This is a genomic window from Clostridium sp. Marseille-Q7071 (genome assembly GCF_965112025.1).
In genome coordinates this window covers 2672638-2690920 of record NZ_CBCOPR010000001.1, presented here as the reverse complement: position 1 = coordinate 2690920, position 18283 = coordinate 2672638, and the positions used below count along the sequence as shown (strand labels likewise).

General features: G+C 29.2%; 19 protein-coding genes. All 19 read right to left on the bottom strand.

Annotation, left to right across the window (positions count from 1 at the left end; all coding sequences use genetic code 11):
- Positions 1 to 2: 2 nt before the first annotated feature.
- The 19 genes from ACWPW7_RS12595 to ACWPW7_RS12505 all read right to left on the bottom strand — a co-directional run bounded on the left by ACWPW7_RS12595 (position 3) and on the right by ACWPW7_RS12505 (position 18275).
- Complete coding sequence (locus ACWPW7_RS12595) at positions 3 to 194, bottom strand: flagellar FlbD family protein (RefSeq protein WP_454053788.1); 192 nt, start codon at positions 192 to 194, stop codon at positions 3 to 5.
- Between the two features lie 467 nt (positions 195 to 661).
- Positions 662 to 1639, bottom strand: coding sequence for a flagellar hook-basal body complex protein (locus tag ACWPW7_RS12590; protein ID WP_454053787.1), 978 nt, complete (start codon positions 1637 to 1639; stop codon positions 662 to 664).
- Between the two features lie 77 nt (positions 1640 to 1716).
- Positions 1717 to 2121, bottom strand: a complete 405-nt coding sequence (locus tag ACWPW7_RS12585; RefSeq protein ID WP_454053786.1) for a TIGR02530 family flagellar biosynthesis protein — start codon at positions 2119 to 2121, stop codon at positions 1717 to 1719.
- Positions 2122 to 2139: 18 nt separating this feature from the next.
- The gene (locus ACWPW7_RS12580; protein WP_454053785.1) at positions 2140 to 2886 is read right to left on the bottom strand and encodes a flagellar hook assembly protein FlgD; all 747 of its coding nucleotides are present in this window, start codon (positions 2884 to 2886) and stop codon (positions 2140 to 2142) included.
- A gap of 12 nt (positions 2887 to 2898) precedes the next feature.
- Positions 2899 to 4221, bottom strand: coding sequence for a flagellar hook-length control protein FliK (locus ACWPW7_RS12575; protein ID WP_454053784.1), 1323 nt, complete (start codon positions 4219 to 4221; stop codon positions 2899 to 2901).
- A 5-nt stretch (positions 4222 to 4226) separates the two neighbouring features.
- Positions 4227 to 4664 (bottom strand): flagellar export protein FliJ, encoded by a 438-nt coding sequence (gene fliJ, locus ACWPW7_RS12570; protein ID WP_454053783.1) that lies wholly within the window; start codon positions 4662 to 4664, stop codon positions 4227 to 4229.
- A gap of 187 nt (positions 4665 to 4851) precedes the next feature.
- Entirely contained in the window at positions 4852 to 6159 is a 1308-nt protein-coding gene (gene fliI, locus ACWPW7_RS12565; RefSeq protein ID WP_454055505.1) for a flagellar protein export ATPase FliI, read from the bottom strand.
- A gap of 27 nt (positions 6160 to 6186) precedes the next feature.
- On the bottom strand, positions 6187 to 6933 hold the full coding sequence (locus tag ACWPW7_RS12560; protein WP_454053782.1) for a FliH/SctL family protein: 747 nt from the start codon (positions 6931 to 6933) through the stop codon (positions 6187 to 6189).
- A complete protein-coding gene (gene fliG / locus ACWPW7_RS12555) occupies positions 6917 to 7933 on the bottom strand; it encodes a flagellar motor switch protein FliG (protein WP_454053781.1) in 1017 nt (338 codons plus the stop codon). Before fliG ends, ACWPW7_RS12560 begins: the two co-directional genes overlap by 17 nt.
- Before the next feature lie 3 nt (positions 7934 to 7936).
- On the bottom strand, positions 7937 to 9490 hold the full coding sequence (fliF, locus tag ACWPW7_RS12550; protein ID WP_454053780.1) for a flagellar basal-body MS-ring/collar protein FliF: 1554 nt from the start codon (positions 9488 to 9490) through the stop codon (positions 7937 to 7939).
- A gap of 15 nt (positions 9491 to 9505) precedes the next feature.
- On the bottom strand, positions 9506 to 9811 hold the full coding sequence (gene fliE / locus ACWPW7_RS12545; RefSeq protein ID WP_454053779.1) for a flagellar hook-basal body complex protein FliE: 306 nt from the start codon (positions 9809 to 9811) through the stop codon (positions 9506 to 9508).
- A 10-nt stretch (positions 9812 to 9821) separates the two neighbouring features.
- Positions 9822 to 10253: a flagellar basal body rod protein FlgC gene (flgC, locus tag ACWPW7_RS12540; protein WP_454053778.1), complete on the bottom strand. Its 432-nt coding sequence runs from the start codon at positions 10251 to 10253 to the stop codon at positions 9822 to 9824.
- 2 nt (positions 10254 to 10255) lie between these two features.
- Positions 10256 to 10642 carry a flagellar basal body rod protein FlgB gene (flgB, locus tag ACWPW7_RS12535; RefSeq protein WP_454053777.1) on the bottom strand — a complete coding sequence of 129 codons (387 nt, stop codon included), beginning with the start codon at positions 10640 to 10642 and terminating at the stop codon, positions 10256 to 10258.
- 590 nt (positions 10643 to 11232) lie between these two features.
- On the bottom strand, positions 11233 to 12084 hold the full coding sequence (locus ACWPW7_RS12530; RefSeq protein ID WP_454053776.1) for a flagellin N-terminal helical domain-containing protein: 852 nt from the start codon (positions 12082 to 12084) through the stop codon (positions 11233 to 11235).
- Positions 12085 to 12306: 222 nt separating this feature from the next.
- Positions 12307 to 14781 (bottom strand): class I SAM-dependent methyltransferase, encoded by a 2475-nt coding sequence (locus ACWPW7_RS12525; RefSeq protein ID WP_454053775.1) that lies wholly within the window; start codon positions 14779 to 14781, stop codon positions 12307 to 12309.
- A 63-nt stretch (positions 14782 to 14844) separates the two neighbouring features.
- Positions 14845 to 15552: a glycosyltransferase family 2 protein gene (locus ACWPW7_RS12520; RefSeq protein WP_454053774.1), complete on the bottom strand. Its 708-nt coding sequence runs from the start codon at positions 15550 to 15552 to the stop codon at positions 14845 to 14847.
- 317 nt (positions 15553 to 15869) lie between these two features.
- Positions 15870 to 16898: a pseudaminic acid synthase gene (pseI, locus tag ACWPW7_RS12515; protein ID WP_454053773.1), complete on the bottom strand. Its 1029-nt coding sequence runs from the start codon at positions 16896 to 16898 to the stop codon at positions 15870 to 15872.
- A gap of 10 nt (positions 16899 to 16908) precedes the next feature.
- Positions 16909 to 17454 carry a UDP-4-amino-4,6-dideoxy-N-acetyl-beta-L-altrosamine N-acetyltransferase gene (gene pseH, locus ACWPW7_RS12510; protein WP_454053772.1) on the bottom strand — a complete coding sequence of 182 codons (546 nt, stop codon included), beginning with the start codon at positions 17452 to 17454 and terminating at the stop codon, positions 16909 to 16911.
- A gap of 95 nt (positions 17455 to 17549) precedes the next feature.
- Entirely contained in the window at positions 17550 to 18275 is a 726-nt protein-coding gene (locus ACWPW7_RS12505; RefSeq protein ID WP_454053771.1) for a cytidylyltransferase domain-containing protein, read from the bottom strand.
- Positions 18276 to 18283: the final 8 nt, after the last annotated feature.

Genomic DNA, 18283 nt, shown 5'->3' with positions numbered 1-18283 from the left:
TCCTAAAATTTTGAATTGTAAATTTTATTTTTATATTCAATTACCTTTTCCACAACTTCATCAATGGTGTCAGCTAATAAATACACCTTTCCGTTGGTCAAAGTAATAATTGTCTCTGGTACTGCTTCCATCTTTTCAATATGGTCGCAATTAAGAACTATATCTTTTTTATTAAGTGTAGTAACCTTTATCATAACTTCACCTACTTAGGTAATTGACAATTGAAAATGGAGAATGGACAATTTAGGATAATTCTCAGTGACCTGAGAATTTTAAATTTAATTAATATCCATAGCTACAATTTTTTCTCTGTCAATTTAATTTTAATTAGTTCTTTAATTTAAGAATTGAGAATTGATAATGAACAATTTAGGATACTTATCAGCAGCATATGAGAATTTTAAAATTATATTTTTAAGCAGCAAATTACTTTTTATTTTAAGGGTTACTCATAAATTTTAGAGTATAGATTACAAACCCTCATGCTGCTGAGTAATATCCATAATTGCAAATTATTTTTTAATTGTTTTAATTATCTTTTAAGTAAAGAATTATTCTTATCTTAAAAGTTACTGGATAACTTCTAAAATGTAGATTATCAATTTCTCAGTATGCTGAGAAATATCTATAATTGTTAATTATCCTTTGTCAGCTGCTTTAACTATCTTTTTAAGTTAACTAGCTCTTGAAGTATTTCGTCTCCTGTAGTTATAACCTTACTACAAGCTTGGAAAGAACGACTAGCAACTATCATATCTGTAAATTGCTCAGCAAGGTCAACGTTTGACATTTCAAGACATCCTTGAATCATATCACCATAAGCTTTACCATTATCAGCTGCAGCACCCTTTCCAGTTCTCACTATTGCAGCTCCTGAGTTACTAGTTGGAGTGTACATATTTTGTCCTACTGCCTCTAGTGCTCCTGTATTATTAAAGGTAGCCATAGCAAGCTGACCTAACACAGTAACACTGCCGTCAGATAGTGTAGCTTTTAAAAGACCATCTTTTTCTATTGAATAACTTTGTATCTTCATTTCTTTGCCATCTTTTTCTACTGTTTCTGGTATTGCTAAAGGAACTAAATCAGTACCTGCTGTCAAAGCCTCATCTGCATTCTTAAATGTAGCTTTTATTCCGTCTGCACTATGAGTTATAGAGCCATTAACTACATATCCCATTACTCTATATCCATTTGGAGTTACTAAATATCCTTCACTAGTTAATCTAAAGGCACCATCTCTAGTGAAATAGTTTTCCATATCACCACCATTAATAGAATTATTAGTAGCATCAAGTCCAATTTTTCCTGTTACAGCTCCTTTAGAAACTATAAAATATCCAGATTGGTCTATAGCTACATCTAGAGGTCTTCCTGTTGGCTGAAGGTTACCTTGTCCTGTATTTACATCTATACTTTGAAGTTGAACACCCATACCTACTTGTTTAGGATTTGTACCACCGACATTTAAACTTGAGCCTGTTGCCTTTGATATGCTTTGTCTCATACTATCTTGAAAGGTAACTCTTGAACTTTTAAAAGATGTAGTTCCTGAGTTAGCTATATTGTTACCTATTACGTCTAACTTTCTTTGATTAGCATTTAATCCTGAAATTCCTGAATACATTGCATTTAACATATTATTTTCCCCCTATAATTTAAACTTTTCTTATCTCCGTCCTTCGATAAGAATATGGCCTCCACACATGGTCCAGCCTATAGTAATACAACACTGTCAATGTTTGTTATTACATTTGATTGATTTTCATTTTTATCTATGGCAGTTATTATAGTTCTATTTTTTATACTGGCAATCAATCCAATATTTTCATATAAAATTAGAGACTCCCTACTGCCTTTTTCATTTGCTTTATTTATTCCCTCATTGATTTTTCCCATCAGTTCTTTATTAAGTTCTATATTTCTTTCTTTAAGTCTTAATGCAGCATGATTTGATAATACAAACCCTTCTGTCTTATTGATTTCATCTTTAAAAAAATCATTAAAGATCTTTTCTTTTTTAATACCACATGACTTTTCATTGTTAATGGATTTCTTATCTTCTGTACCTATAAAACTACCTACAGGATATAAAACTCCATTAATTACTCTGTATCCCACAAAACTCACCACAACTTATTATTTGATTTTCATGATATGGTCAAAAGGATAGTCCTTTATTTTACCATCACAGTCAATTTTAACTTTAATTCCATCTTCATCTCTAAAAATTTCTTTAACAATACCTACATCTGGCTCTTCCTCTTCTTTAGCATACATCTCAACAGTCTTCCCTATTAGGCTTGAACCATTTACAAAGTTAATGTAATCTAAAGTGTTATCAGTATTATTTATAACATTGCTTACTGAATCGTAATCAAAGTTTTTAAGCTCTCCATCAGCAGTTGCCACTGTTACAAATACATTAGATCCTATTTTATAAACTTCAGTAACCATACCAAATTCCTGTTGACCTTTGGTATTATAAGCATCTAGTGCTACAAATTTCCCTGTTAGTGAAGTAGCAGAAGATAATCTCATAGTAGTGTTTAAGTTATTCATCTGCTCAAGGCCAGCAAATTGTGCCATTTGTGCAACATATGCCGTACTATCCTGAGGACTAGTTGGATCTTGGTTAGCAAGCTCTGCTGCAAGTATTTGTAAAAAGGCATTTTTATTTAATTCCTGTCCAGGTTTAACAATCTTAGTACCTCTCTCTGTAACAGCCTTATGCTGAAAATCATTTTCATTGATTTTTCCTTTTCCATCTTTATTTTTATTATCATCTTTTGAACTTTCATTGCTCTCTTCTAATTTTGTATTTTGAGTTTTTACCCTACTTTGCCACATATCAAACATATCTTTCATGCTGTTATCAATTTTCAAAACTTTCACCTCCTATATCAATAAATTTAATGAGCTATCATCTATAATGGAAGTTTCTGTTTCTAATTCAATTTCTTCCGTTACAGCTGAAACCTTACTTTTGCTTTGCTCGCCATTAAATCCTTGGCGATTTTCTCTTTCATTGCTACTAAAATAAGTTGTATCATCGTTGTATATAGCTACTTCTACCTGTTGTATTTTAATATTTTCATTTAGTTTTTCTGTAATGTCTCTTAAATTAGCATTTAAAAGTGCAACAGTATCTTTATTAGCGGCTTTTAATTGAGCTCTCATAGCTTCTTGCTCCATTGTAAGGTTTATAATTACTTCACCTAGGTGCTTTGGATTTATTTTTACTGTTAAATCTTTAATATTATTTAACTCCATAAATCTTATAGATTTTACAATGTCTTCACTAAAAGTAACCTTATTTATAAGTAGCTTGTCCACATTTTTAACTTCTTCCATAGAAATTTTAGAGTTATTAAATGCATTCATAAATTGATTTACCTTTGTAAGTTTTCCGTCTTCCTTTTCACCTATAAGCTTTTCAAGAAGCTTTTCTTCTGAAGATAGGCTTTTCTTTAAATCTCCATTAGAAGTATTTTTACTATTTTCATTTTCAATAGCTATTTTTTCTTCCTTAGCTACAATCTTATCTTCTGGTTTTATCTCTACTGAAACTTTATCACTCCCAGTATTGTCTTTTACTTCCCTTGCAGCTATTAATGTGCTATTTAAATCTTTAAATGTTTCTATCTTTGAATTATCACTAGCTATTCCTGCTTTAGATATATCCTCTAATTTAGGTAATGCCTCAGTTAATTCTTTTATTAACTTATTTACGTCTAAGTTGGAGCTTTTATCTTCTCCTTCTACTGACATAAGCTTTAATAGCATATCTTTTAGTGAATTATTATCCTTCATCAAAGCTTTCTTATCTAGTCCTTCTGTTAAGTCTTCTACACTCTTCAATAAAGTTTTTAATAAATCTAAAGTAGAGTTGTCTATTCCTTCAAGATTCTCAATTAAACCTTCTACATTTATACTTGTGTTTTTATCATTTTCCATAGCTGAAAACATGTTTAAAAGTATAGCTATTATATCCTTATGACCATTATCTTTTCCCTCTTCAATATCCTCTAATAGCTCTTCTTTAATAAAACCTTTATCTTCTAAAGAATTGGTTTTATTCTTTACTGGTTCTGATACCTTTTTAAGTACTTTTTCAAAGTCTGATACTTTAGATTCTTTAGCTTTTATTGTGTTGTTATTACTGGATGGTTTGCTTTGATTTTGTAAAACCTCTAAAATATTTGTATTGATATTATTCATTATTCTCACCTCCCTTCAGCAAATTTTCTTACATATCCATAAAGTGCAAATTCATCTACTTGATTTTGCTCTTTTCTATTTTCTTCATTTATATATCTTCCATAATCTTTTTCTTTTAATATTTCTACGGTTTTTCTTTCTACCTGTGATTTAACTAGTTTTTCTCTTTTTTCTTCAACTATTACTTCCTTCTCATCTAGTAGTAAAGTAGTGTCTTCGATAGAATTATTTACCACATTTAAATAATTTTGAACTATTTTTTTCTCTATAGTTGATAGATTTAATGGTATATTCTTATATTTGTTATAACTATCTTGAAGGCAGTTTAACTCCATTTCCACCCTATTTTTTTCTGACATAGCTTCCATAAAAGATATCTTGCTTTTATCCTCTATATCCTGTCTAAATTCAAGCAATTTTTGTAATCTAAATTTATATCCCAACGGTATCACCCCAAAAACTTAATCAATTCACAACTCACAATTCACAATTATCTATGTTTCTTCATTTAGATAAAGATTTCTATAATTTATTTTAAAGTGATTTGTCACTTTAAATAATTTATTCTAAAATTTCCAATGTAAATTGGAAATTATCCTTAATTGTGAATTGTGCATTGTGCATTGTGAATTACCTAAACATCCCCATAAGCCCCTCTATGCTTTCATCAAAGTCACATATCTCATTAATTCCCTGTTTTAAAAAGCTTGTAAGGGGTTCATTGTATCTTATAGCTAAATCCACCTTTTCATTGCTACCTTCTACATAAGCTCCCAAATTAATCAAATCCTCTGAATCTCTATAAGTAGATAACAAGTCTCTAGCCACTGATGCAGATGCTTTATGTCCTTCCTCTGCAATCTCTGGCATAAGTCTACTAATACTACTTAAAATATCAATAGAAGGATAATGATTTTTAGCTGCTAAACTTCTGGATAAGACTATATGTCCATCTAATATACCTCTAACTGCATCCGCTATAGGCTCATTAAAATCATCACCATCAACAAGTACAGTATAAAAGGCTGTAATTGAACCTTTATCAGACATACCACTACGTTCTAGAAGTTTAGGTAGCATTGCAAAAACAGAAGGTGTATATCCCTTTGTAGCTGGTGGCTCTCCAATAGCTAATCCTACTTCCCTTTGAGCCATGGCAAAACGAGTAACTGAATCCATCATTAAAATTACCTTTTTGCCCTGATCTCTAAAGTATTCTGCAATAGCAGTAGCAGTAAAGGCACCTTTTAATCTAACAAGAGCTGGTTGGTCAGAGGTAGCACAAACTATTACTGATTTTTTAAGACCTTCTTCCCCTAAATCTTTCTCTAAGAAGTCTAAAACCTCTCTACCTCTTTCCCCTATTAGTGCAATTACGTTAACATCTGCCTTTGCTTCTCTTGCAATCATTCCTAAGGTTGTACTTTTTCCTACTCCACTACCAGCAAAAATACCAACCCTTTGCCCTTCACCACAGGTTAGAAAAGCATCAATAGCTCTAACACCTGTTGGAAGTACATCCTTTATTCTTCTTCTCCTTAATGGATCTGGTGGCATTGCTTCTAAAGGATATAATGTATAAGTAGAAATTTCTTCTTTTTTTAATGGATTCCCCAATCCATCAAGAACCTTGCCGAAAAGCTCTTCGCTACATTTAACACTTAAAGCTTTTCCGCTAGGTACAACTCTACATCCTGGTGCAATACCTACCAAATCACCTAATGGCATCAATATGACGTTATCTGCTTTAAATCCTGTAACCTCTGCTGGTATTCCAACATTTTTTTGATTGTATATAGTACATACTTCTCCTACAAATGCCTTCATGCCCTGCACTTCAATTGTAAGACCTATAACATTTTTAACAATTCCTTCAATATAGTTGTAGTTTGTATTTTTTGCTTTTTCATTTAACTTGTTAAAATCTAAGGATAACATCATACATCACCATTCCTACCCGCATCTTTATCTTTCAAAGATTATTTCCTTAAGTTTTTCACAGACATATCCCATGTCCACTAAAATTTTACCACTGTCTTTTTCAATAGTAGCAGCTCCATTGTCTAAGCTATTATCTTCAACAACAAAGATATCACCAGTAAAAGCAAGTTTATTTTTCATATTTTCTACTTCGCCTTTTAAGCTACTTAAATGATTGGAATTGCATTTTATAATAAAATACTCTTCATTCTTTTCCTCTAATAATGCATCAAATATGATTTCATTGATAGCTTCACTATCTTCAACTTCTCTTTTAAGTACAGAGGAAGTCATTTGATATATAAGCTCTCTAATATGGATTTCTTTTTCTTCAACATAATTTTTATATTGAAGCTTAGCATTAGCTAAAACCTCATTAGCATTTTTTATAATTGCTTCCCCTTCAGCTACTGCCTTTTCCATACCTTCCTTATAACCTACGTTATATCCATCATCATATCCTTTACTACTTGCATTATTAAAGGCTTCAATTTCTATTTCTTTTGCTCTTTCTGTAGCTTCTACAATGATTTTATTACTTTCTATATGAGCATTTTCTACTATATCTCGTGCTATATTTTCGAAAGATACTAAAGCTTCCCCAGTATTTTCAATCTTCTCTTCCTCTTCTGCTTCAAAGTCATCTATTACCAAAGGTGCCTTGGTGCAAATCTCTTTCTTACCTTCTGTTACAACATAATGATTTTTAATAACATTATAAGATGATTGCATCTTCTCCACCTCTTGCTATTTGAATTTCCCCTGCTTCTTCTAGTCTTCTTATCAGTGATACAACCTTTTGCTGCGCCTTTTCAACATCCATAAGTCTTACTGGTCCTAAGAATTCCATATCCTCTCTTAATGTAGCAGCTGCCCTCTTAGATTGATTTTTAAATATAACATTTGCCACTTGTTCTGAAGCACCTTTAAGGGCAAGACATAATTCCTTGTTATCCACTTCACGAAGTACTCTTTGAATAGCCACATCGTCAAGAGTAATGATATCCTCAAATACAAACATAGATTCTTTAATTTTTTCGGCAAGTTCAGCATCTTCTCTTTCAAGTCCTTCTGTAATATTTCTTTCTGTAGATCTATCCACTTGATTAAGAATATTAACTAATGATGGAACTCCTCCAACTATTGTAGTTTCACTATTATGAATTACATTTGATAGTTTATCATTTAGAACCTCTTCAATTTCTTTAACCACCACAGGATAAATAGTGTTCATCGTCGCTATTCTATATGCTACTTCTGCCTGTAACTCAACTGGCAACTCTGACATAATCTGTGCTGCTTTGTCTGGCTGTAAATAACATAGTATAAGAGCAATAGTTTGTGGATGCTCATTAGATATTACATTCATAAGCTGATGAGCATCTGCCTTTCTTGCAATAGAGAAAGGTCTGTATTGTTGAGTTATTTCTGTAACCTTCTCTAATATTTCCGCTGCTCTTTGAGTTCCTAAAGCTTTTGCTAAAAGATTTCTTGCATAATCAAGTCCACCTTCTAATATGTATTCCTTTGCTTGATTCATTTCTAAGAACTCATCTAAAATAGCTTGTCTTTGTTCCGCTGATACAGTACTCATATTGGCAATTTCGTAAGTTACCTTTTGTATCTCTCTTTCTGGCAACTTTTTAATAATGCCTGCAGAAGCTTCAGGGCCTAATGTAATAAATAATATTGCTGCTTTTTGAACTCCCGATAATTTTTCTACCTTAGCCATTTATTATCCCCTCTCATCTTCAGCTAGCCATGATTTAACAATATCTGCAACTTGTTCTGGTTTATTAGAAGCATACTTTCTAACTTCATTAGCAATATGTTCTTTTTCTGATTCTGCTTCTAAATTTAATGTTTCAAATATCTCTTTAGATTTAACGTCATCTCCAATTATCATATCAAAATTTGGAACTTCCACCTCTTCCTCCTCTTGTTTAGATTTCCTAATTGCAGAAATAACTATAGCTAAAATAATTATTGCAGCTAGACCAAAAATACCCATATAGATAAGTTTATTTCTCTTAGCAATCCTTTCAGCTTCTTTCATTGCTTCTAATTCTTTTTCTGCTAAATCCTTCTCAACAGTATTAAATTGTAGAGCTTCTACAGTGATTGAGTCTCCTCTTTTTCTATTAAAGCCTATAGCCTCAGAAACTAAATTATTTATTGATGTTCTAGTTTGATTATCAATTGCTCCATCTACAACTATAGATGCAGACACTCTTTCTATTTGGCCTGGTGCTTTAATAACTGTTTCTTCTACCTTAGATAATTCATAATTGGTGGTATTTTCCTTATGTGTAACGTTTTCCCCATTGGCATTAGTATCCTGATTATTATTCATATTATTGTCTACAGGGCTTCCAGAATTATTACCTTCAGTATTACTAGAATCTGTAATTTCATGTTGACTTACAACTGCTCCATCTTTATCGTATTCTAGTTTATTTTGTTGAACAGCGTCAAAATTTAAATCTGCATTAACTGAAACTCTAACTTTTTCTTTATAAATTGGCTCTAAAACATTCATTATCTTTTTCTCATATTCTTCTTCTATTTGTTTTTTTGCTGCCAACTGTTTATCTGTAGATTTTGTTATTGCATTTTTCTCTTCATTAAAAAGATCTTCTGTTAACAATTTAAAGCCATCAGCTACAATAGCCACATTTTCTTTTGGTAAGTTTTCCACACTACCAGAAACCAGTGCCACAATAGCTCTTACTTGATCCTCTGATAATTCTTTACCCTTTGCTAATATTAATGTAACTGAAGCAGTAGCTGGAGCTGGTTTAGTTATAAAAGCTGATTTATCTGGTATTACTAAATTTACCTTTGCATTTTCTACTTCCGTAAATGATTTGATTGTTCTTTCTAATTCTCCAGATAAGGCTCTTTGATACATGATTTTAGATTCCTTATCAGTAGGAGCAATTTTACTATTATCAAAAAGCTCAAACCCATTACTTCCTTCTTTAAATGAGACCTCTGATAAAAGCTCCATTCTAAGCTGATCTACAGATTTTTTCTCTACTAATATAGAATTATCTTTTATTTTATATTTAGTCTTCTTTTCTTTTAAATTGTTAATTATCGCACCTGAATCTTCTGACGTCATATTTGAAAACAACACAACATATTTAGGCTGCAGAATGATTACTGTTATAGTTATAAGTGTTATTATTGCAACGGAAGTTATGATACCTAAAGCTATCTTTTTAGCCTTGCTCATCTCTTTTAATTTTTCTTTTTGTTTATTAATACTCTCCGATAGCTTGCTCATTCTGTGCACTCCTTACTATACCTGCATTTTATTAAATTCTTCATAAGCATTTACTAACTTATTTCTAATTTGTACTGCTAATTCGAGAGATAATCTAGCTTCCTCAGTAGCTACTAAAGTTTGATGTAAATCCATATCGCCTTTTATAAAAGATACAGCGGAACCTTCTGCTTCTAACTGTTTATCATTAACCTTACTAAGTTCTTTTTTTAGCAAGTCCCCAAAGCCAACAGATGGCTCTTCTTCTATGTTCACAAATTGTTTTGGCTTTAATCCATCAGTAAAAATTTTAGTATCTGGCACAAAACTATTAATTTTCATCCTAATTCACCTATCTTCCAATTTCTAAAGTTTTTGACAACATTGCCTTTTGTGAATTTAGTGCAGTGATATTTGCTTCATATGACCTTGAAGCTGCAATTAAATCCACCATTTCATTTAATATATTTACATTTGGCATTAAAACATAGCCTTCTTCATTTGCATCAGGATGATATGGATCATATACCTTTCTAAGCTCAGATTTATCTTCCTCTACGCCTACTGCCTTGATTCCCATATGTTTTTCTACAAATTTTCCACTTTGTTTATTTAGTTCATTTGTTAAATTTTCTTCAAATACTGCCACCTTTCTAATATAGGGTTTTCCATCCTTTCCCCTTGTTGTGCTAGCATTTGCAATATTTCCAGTTATGGTATCCATTCTTAATCTTTCTGCTGAAAGACCACTTGAACTTATTCTCATTCCCCTAAAAGCCTCCAAAGCTAATTACCTCCTTTAATCACTACACTTCTCATATTAAATCTTGTATTAGCCTGCTTTACTAACGCATCATACATTAAATTGTTAGCCGCTTGGCTAGTCATTTCACTTTCCACGTTCACATTATTTCCATCTTCTCTCATACTACTTGTGGTATCTGTTTTAACTTCTAATTCATTACCCTTAATACTTAAATGCTTATCATTTGTTTTTTTCATTAAATCTTGAGCTACCTCATTTTTTAATGCCTCATCAAACTCAATGTAATGTCGCTTATAATTTTTAGTATTAAAATTTGAAATGTTGTTAGATATTACCTTATTACTGGTAATAGTTACATCCATTCCCTTTTTAATTAAATTATAGCTCATATTATCAATATTTCTCAAAATTACCACCTCACACTGACTATATTATTTTGACAAAAATTCAATAAATCCTTCTTAATTTTTAAAAATTTTAATATTTTTATGAAATTTATATACTTTTATTTAAATTCTCTGTGAATATTCGCATACAATTATACATGATTTAACAATTAATATATTTTTTTCTATATATTTCTTCAAAATTATCTAAATTTTTTTAATGTTTTTATAAAAGCTCGAATTTATCTTAGTATATGCTATTATATAGTATAATTTGACATTTTGTAATTTTTTTGACAAAGTAACTGAAATAGAATACTTAGCATGCTAACTAGTTATTTTTTCAAAATACCTAAACTAAGCCTAAAATAAAAGATGGCTAAAAATCACTAGTCATCTTTTTTCTTAATTCTATTTTATATTTAAAAATAAAGTTAAAATGTATTAAAACACTTTACTATTAACATAGAAAATTTAACAATTTGTTTTCTCATCAAATCCTAAGGAAAAGTTAACTACAACTTTTCCTTATACAGGTTGTCAACTTCTCAGATATTTCTGACAAGTTTCATAAATTTTCCATTGTCAATCGTCAATTCTCAATTGTATTATTATCTTCCTCTAACATTTTGTAATATTGTTAAAATATCTTGAGGCATTTTATTAGTTTGAATCATTAATGCTAATGAACTTTCAATCAATAAGCTGTATTTAGAGTGCTCTATAATCTCTAAACTTATATCTGCACCAGTAAGTGCCGCTTCTGCACCTTCAATTTTTGATGAAGTTTCATTAAGAATTGTAAAAGTGCTCTCTAACCTATTGACTAAGGCTCCATGTTTACTTCTTGAAGCACTAGTTGTATCTAAAGCCTTATTTATTTTTTCAATGGAACCATCAATATTTTTAACATCAATTGTTACTTTACCCTGATCATCTACTAATCCTAAACCTTTAGACGTTAAATCATATTTTGGAATTTTAGTTATTTCTCCTGCATTTCCACCACTTAATAAATCTACTGTTTTAGGATTTTCTAAAGTACTGCCCTCTTCTGCTAACAATTTTACTCCGTTAAATTCACTGTAATTAGCTATATTATCTATTCCTTCAACAAGTTGATTTATTTCACCTTGAATAGACTGTAAACTATCATCAGTGTGACTTCCTCCAGCACTTAACACTAGTTCTTTTATTCTTATTATAATTTCACTTATGTTTTGTGCTGAACCATCAGCAGCTTGAAGCATACTTACTGCATCTTGAGTGTTTTTCGCTGCACTTTGAAGTCCTCTCACTTGAAGCTTAAGTTGTTCACTTTGTGCCATCACATTAGGATCATCCTTTGCCCTTGCTATCTTATACCCTGAAGATATTCTCTCTAGGGCAGAGCTTTGATTTGCTATATGTTTTGAATATTGTCTATAAATATTTAGGGAAGGTATATTGTGACTTAATCTCATATTATCAACTCCATATCCTTATATTTTACTACTCTAAATACTACCTTATATGTCGTAGCTACTTTATAAAACTTTATAGCAAAAAAGTTGTGATCACTAATCACAACTTTTTAATCTCTTTAAATTTAATTATAAATTAAATATATATTCCTTTTTTATTTGCAAATCTACAAAATTATTAATTTTTATTTTACATCTAAAATTTACTTATAACTTTAATTTTTATATATTTTCATTAATTAAAACTTTAAAATTTTCTTTTAGTTCTTCAAAATCTTCTGGTACATAAAACCGTACATTATATTTTTTTTCTATAGTGGTCAATAATTTTTCAAAGGTAGTGTTTTTAAAAATATCCGTATATTTTTCAAGAATTTTATATAAAAATATATAATTATTATTGATATCAAAATTTTTTAATAACATAAAATCTGTAAGCATACAGGTAGATACATAGGAAATATATGTCTTCACCTTTTTCCCTTTATTTAGACTATTTAGTGCTATTACTTCCCAGGGAATATCTCCATATTTATACAATTTAAATTTGAAATCTGAATATTTATTCAATCGTTCAAGGGTGTGCTTTTTCACTACAATAGGATAAATTTCTGACAACTCACTTATTGCTTCTAAAACTTCTCTTTCTTCTTTTACTGACAGAACATTAACTAAACTTAAATACTGGTCAAAGAAAATAACATTATTATCCTCTTCTTCTTTATAATTAAATATATAATTTATATCATTAATTAATTCTTCAAATAAAATCTTATCCTTTAAACAATGTGTATCTATTTCACTAATAGGAGGATTTTTAAATTCTCCTATATAAATATCTTTATTATATAGTAAAATTTCATCTATTCTATATAAATCAAAGGGAGCACCTCTATTTTGGCCATAGTTTTCAATCCAAACTTCTAGTCCTTCTTTAATAGAATAGGTAGCTAATCCTTCATCTGTTAATATTATCTTTGTATCCCTATCAATAAAATCAAAAATTCTCATGCTCATATAGGAGCACCAAGTGAAAAAATGGAATATTTCTATATCACCAGTGATCCTATCTACATCATTAAAACTATATCTTTCATAATCCTGATTTTCTTTTAAATAGATTATATCATTAAAAATTTTAGCATCTTTTACCTTGTCATAGGTTATAGCTAGACTCTTATGTGAATCAGAGATAACTAATATCTTATTATAATCTCTATAGATGGTTTTACATAAAATTATTGAAGTTACTAAATGATACACTGTAACTACAAAAAAACATACCTTTTTTTCTTTTTTTATTTTGGTTTTATTTCTATGCATATTTAATAACGATTTTTCAGTTTCTGATAAAGTATTATATATCAATTTACATCCATAATTAAAGTATCTATAAAATTTATTTAATAAATCCGCTTCTACACAATCATCTATTTTCTCTAAAATCAATATACTTTCAAAGACACATATTTTTAATAGATTTTTATAAATATCCCTTGTAAATGCTCTTTCTCTATTCAATTTATCGAGGAGCTGGTAGATTTCTAATGCCACCTCTATAGCTTCTCTAGTAGAGAACTTATCCTTCTTCATATCATAGTTACTACTTAAAGCTACTGCCTTTTCCTTAGCAAGAATTTTGCTATAAACCTCTATATCCTTAATGAAATTATAACTTTTTAAATGAAAATTAATATGCTCTAACAATGCTCTATGAAAAAACTCTTTGTTTAGCTTTATAGAATTTCCTCTAAATAAAGCGGTTATATACTCTTTTATAAAATTACTGCTAAAGAAATTTTCATCTTTATATATAGTGTACTCATCACTGTTTCCAACTAGCAAAAGCAAATTTTCATCCTTTAACATATAGTTAATTTTTGAAAGTAAAAATTTTTTATCATAGGCTTTAAAAGTCTCCATTAAATAAAAATAATTACCATTACACAATGATGATATATTAACTAAGTTTTCCTCTTCATTTTCTTTCTCATTATTTTTATAATATTTAATTTCACTATATTTATAGATATAATGGTTAAGAGCATCAATTAAATTTTCCTTATCCCATAAAATAATCTCTTTATTATAATAATCTTCACTTAGAGCTAATTTTATTTTTAAATCATAATCATCACCTTTAATACAAGGTATTATTATAGAAATTCTAGGATATATATGCTCGCATTTTTTTATCTTTATATAATAATCTTTATCTGAATTTTCCTCATAATACTTTAAAAAGTCTTTTCTCTCTACTTCCTTTAATTTATTGTCTACACTATAACTATCATAGCTATAAATATCAATATCTATAGTTTTATTTTCTACAATATTTGTTATATTATCACATAGTGAATTATTTAAATAGTCTTCATTTAAATATCTAATATAATTAGATAAATTCTTGCTGCATATTTTTATTAAAAACTCTCCATCCTCTTTTAGAAGACTAATATATTTATAAATTACGTCTAAAATATTATCATTATAAACTGTAAATAATATATAGTGAAAATGCTCTTTGAAACCTTCAAACTCATTTTCTTTTAATATATTTACATATAACTTTGCTAAGCTTGATGCTACTTGATTTTTTTCCACTCCATATAAATTGCAATCTTTAATAAAATTTTTTATATATAATAAATTAGCTCCACAACCACAGTTTAACTCTAAAATATTCATCTCTTTCATATTATTATTTATAAGATTATAAAAACCTTCACTGGGATTTAAATTTATGGCATCACTAAAACTCTATTTTTTTAGAAATTTTCCTTCATTAATATATAAGCTAAAATTATCACTCCTTTCTATATCAAAAAATTTATTAGTGAGATTGTGTATCAAAGTATCCTTACAAAGGATTAATTTATAACCTTTTTCTATAACTCTAAGAAGATAATCACTACTAAAAAAATCAACGGAATTAAAATTCTCATCCATTTCTCCAACAGCTTCAATAACTTCTCTTTTTAACACAATATATAGATTGCTTAACTTTAGCCTCTCTTCCCACTTTAAGCTATTACTAAAATTATAATCATTAGTAAATTTTAAATATTCATCAAAGGAATTATAAGGTTGATAATAATAACCATAATCATTACAATAATTAAAAATAGGGCCTACAGCTCCTATTTTATCGTCGCTATATAATGCAGAAAGTAAATTTTCTATAGAGTTTTTAGATAATAAAATATTATCATTAAGAATTACTATATTATCTCCACCAAACATTTTTATTGCCTTATTAAAACTCTCTTGAAAAGATGCATTTTCTATATTAGGTATTAGTTTAATATAACTTTGATTTTCAATCCAATTAGAAACTTCATTTTTGCTTTTATTATATGCAACAATAATTTCATAATCTAAATTTTTATAAAACTCCCAGACATTATTTATACAATAAATTAAATGCTGCAATTTATTATAGGTAAATATAAAAATAGTTGTTTTCACAATTACCCCTCCAATACCCTTGCCTTATATAATTGAGAATTGACAATGGAGAATTATTGAAGTTATGCAATAACTTCTTATAAAGGTACTATCAAATGTAACCTTTTCATAATATTAGTTAAACTTATTGATACTGCACCTCAATGGAACCCTAAAGGGCTTCACTACTGTTCCCCTGAGGTGAAAACTAACAATTATATTGCTAGCAAAAAATCTATTAAAGAAATTAATTTAATTAAAACTAATTTCCACCATAAATTTCAATTCTCCATTGATTAAAGCTATAAATTTAAATATTTAATCTATATATTCAAGTTTTAATGGGTACCTTTTTCTAAATCCTTCTTAGAGTTTTTTCCCAAAATATAATTATAATATCTAGGGTGAAGCCCATAAGAGGGTCTTACAGATTTTATATTTTTCTCATTAAATACTTCACCTTTTTTTATATCTTCACTTACGAAAAGAGACCTAGCAAATTTTCTACTCTCTTCTGCTCTTTTACTTAATATATACTCTTCCTGTCCTAGTGCTTTTTCTACATTTCTTATTCCATAAACCATAGCTTTAAATTCATCCGGTTCTAGTGAAAATTCACTGTCTACTCCTCCATCACTTCTACTTAAAATTATATGCTTTTCCACTACCTTTGCTCCTAAGGTTACTGCTGCAATAGGGACTTCTATTCCCAAGGTGTGATCAGATAGTCCAACAGTAACTCCAAAAGATTTTTGTAGTGAATTTATTGATTTTAAATTTATTTCTTCTGGTTTCGAAGGATAGGCACTGGTACATTTTAATATTATAATTTGATGATTATTCTTACTTTTAATTACCTTTATTGCTTCTTCAATTTCCCCTAAAGTTGCAATTCCCGTTGATAAAATTATAGGCTTATTTTTTTCTGCTATATATTCTATAAGCGGTATGTCCGCAATTTCAAAAGAAGCAATTTTATAGGCAGGCACTTTTAAGTTCTCTAGAAAGTCTACTGAAGTTTTATCAAAGGGTGAGGAAAAGCAAACAAGTCCTAACTCTTCCGCATATTCTTTTAATTTAGGCTGCCACTGCCAAGGAGTATGGGCTTTTTCATAAAGATTATATAAGTTTTGACCATGCCATATGCTATCTTGATTTATATTAAAAAATTCGTTATTACAATTTAAAGTAATAGTACTAGGTAAATAAGTTTGAAGCTTTATTCCATCTACTCCTGCTTTTTTTGCTTCTTCTATTAACTTCATAGCTTTTTCTAAGCTTCCGTTATGATTACCCGATATTTCTGCCACAATAAATGCAGGATAATTATCTCCTATTTTTGTCTCTCCTATTTCTATAATCTTCATATTATTTCTCCTATTGAATTTCTATAGTTTCATAGCTGTATAAATCTTTTATTGCCTTCCATTTATCTTTTGTTATACCCATTACTACTACATTATGAGGTTTTCCATTTTTTATAATATGCTCTTTTAAAACTCCCTCAACTTCCGAACCATATTTTTTATGAATTTCTATAACTTTTTCATTAAATTCTAAAACTTCACAGCAAAGCTTATTAAGATTTAAAACCTCAAAAACATAATCATAAATATTACACTCTAGAATTTTACCAATGCCCTTTCCTCTTAGTGAAGTATCTCCTATATAATAAGCCCAACTACATCTTTTATTTATCATATCAATACTAGTAATGCTTAAAACTCCTATAGGCTTATCATCATAGCTTATTACCCAATATCTAGCAAAGGGATTTGCTTCTATATTTTTAAGCCATTTAAGCTGAGTTTCATAATTAAGTATTGGGTCGGTATACATATACTTAGTAACTTCTTCAGACATTCTCCAAATTGCAATAAGCATTAAATCTTCCTTTAATATTTTTCTAAGCTTTAATCCCATATTCTCACCCTCAATTTAGATATCTAAAAAACAGCTAACTAATATACTATTTTGTATGAAATATCCTTTTATCTCTAGCTATTTTTTTAGATTTCCTATATTTCTTTTTGAATAATTCCACTATTTATTTTTAAAAGCTCTGGATTATTATCTAGAAAATTTATTATTTCCATCATCCCAAAATGATTATTATCTCTATAAAGTCCCTCATATATTTTAGAAATAAATTGATAATCTTCTATAGTATCTAATGTCCATCTATGCATAGAATAGTCTATAGTACTCTTATAACAACCTAATTTATATTTTTGTGGATTATTATATATATATGTGGTTACATGTTCTCTATCTCTTCTTATCACTGCCTTATTAAAAGTTTCCTCTAAGGTTTTAAAACTAAATACCTCTACATCTAATCCTCTTGGAAAAGTTCTCTCTAAGGTATTATTTACATACTGAAAGTCATTTTTTAAATAATAATCTATAACCTTATTAGCTACCTCACTATCTATTAATGGACAGTCGCTAGTTATCCTTGCTATAACTTCTCCTCTATAAGCTAAGGCTCCATAATAGTATCTTGATAATACATCTTCTTCATCACCTCTAAAGACATTGATCTTTAATCTTTTTCCTTCTTCACAAATTATGTCATCACAAGATAAATCCGTAGTTGCAATTATTATTTCATCTATGATTTTTACAGTTTTTAACCTATTTATACAATGCTCCAATACTGTTTTTCCACAAATATTTTTCATCACTTTCCCATATAACCTACTAGATCCCATAGGTGCTTGTACTATACAAAGGATTTTCAACTTTATAC

Excerpts from the sequence above, each read along its gene's own strand:
- fliI (WP_454055505.1), bottom strand. The coding sequence starts at position 6,159 with ATGTTATCCTTAGATTTTAACAAGTTAAATGAAAAAGCAAAAAATACA.
- ACWPW7_RS12595 (WP_454053788.1), bottom strand. The coding sequence starts at position 194 with ATGATAAAGGTTACTACACTTAATAAAAAAGATATAGTTCTTAATTGC.
- ACWPW7_RS12590 (WP_454053787.1), bottom strand. The coding sequence starts at position 1,639 with ATGTTAAATGCAATGTATTCAGGAATTTCAGGATTAAATGCTAATCAA.
- ACWPW7_RS12575 (WP_454053784.1), bottom strand. The coding sequence starts at position 4,221 with ATGAATAATATCAATACAAATATTTTAGAGGTTTTACAAAATCAAAGC.
- fliG (WP_454053781.1), bottom strand. The coding sequence starts at position 7,933 with ATGGCTAAGGTAGAAAAATTATCGGGAGTTCAAAAAGCAGCAATATTA.
- pseI (WP_454053773.1), bottom strand. The coding sequence starts at position 16,898 with ATGAAGATTATAGAAATAGGAGAGACAAAAATAGGAGATAATTATCCT.
- ACWPW7_RS12560 (WP_454053782.1), bottom strand. The coding sequence starts at position 6,933 with ATGCAATCATCTTATAATGTTATTAAAAATCATTATGTTGTAACAGAA.
- pseH (WP_454053772.1), bottom strand. The coding sequence starts at position 17,454 with ATGGGATTAAAGCTTAGAAAAATATTAAAGGAAGATTTAATGCTTATT.
- ACWPW7_RS12525 (WP_454053775.1), bottom strand. The coding sequence starts at position 14,781 with ATGAAAGAGATGAATATTTTAGAGTTAAACTGTGGTTGTGGAGCTAAT.
- fliE (WP_454053779.1), bottom strand. The coding sequence starts at position 9,811 with ATGAAAATTAATAGTTTTGTGCCAGATACTAAAATTTTTACTGATGGA.
- ACWPW7_RS12530 (WP_454053776.1), bottom strand. The coding sequence starts at position 12,084 with ATGAGATTAAGTCACAATATACCTTCCCTAAATATTTATAGACAATAT.
- fliF (WP_454053780.1), bottom strand. The coding sequence starts at position 9,490 with ATGAGCAAGCTATCGGAGAGTATTAATAAACAAAAAGAAAAATTAAAA.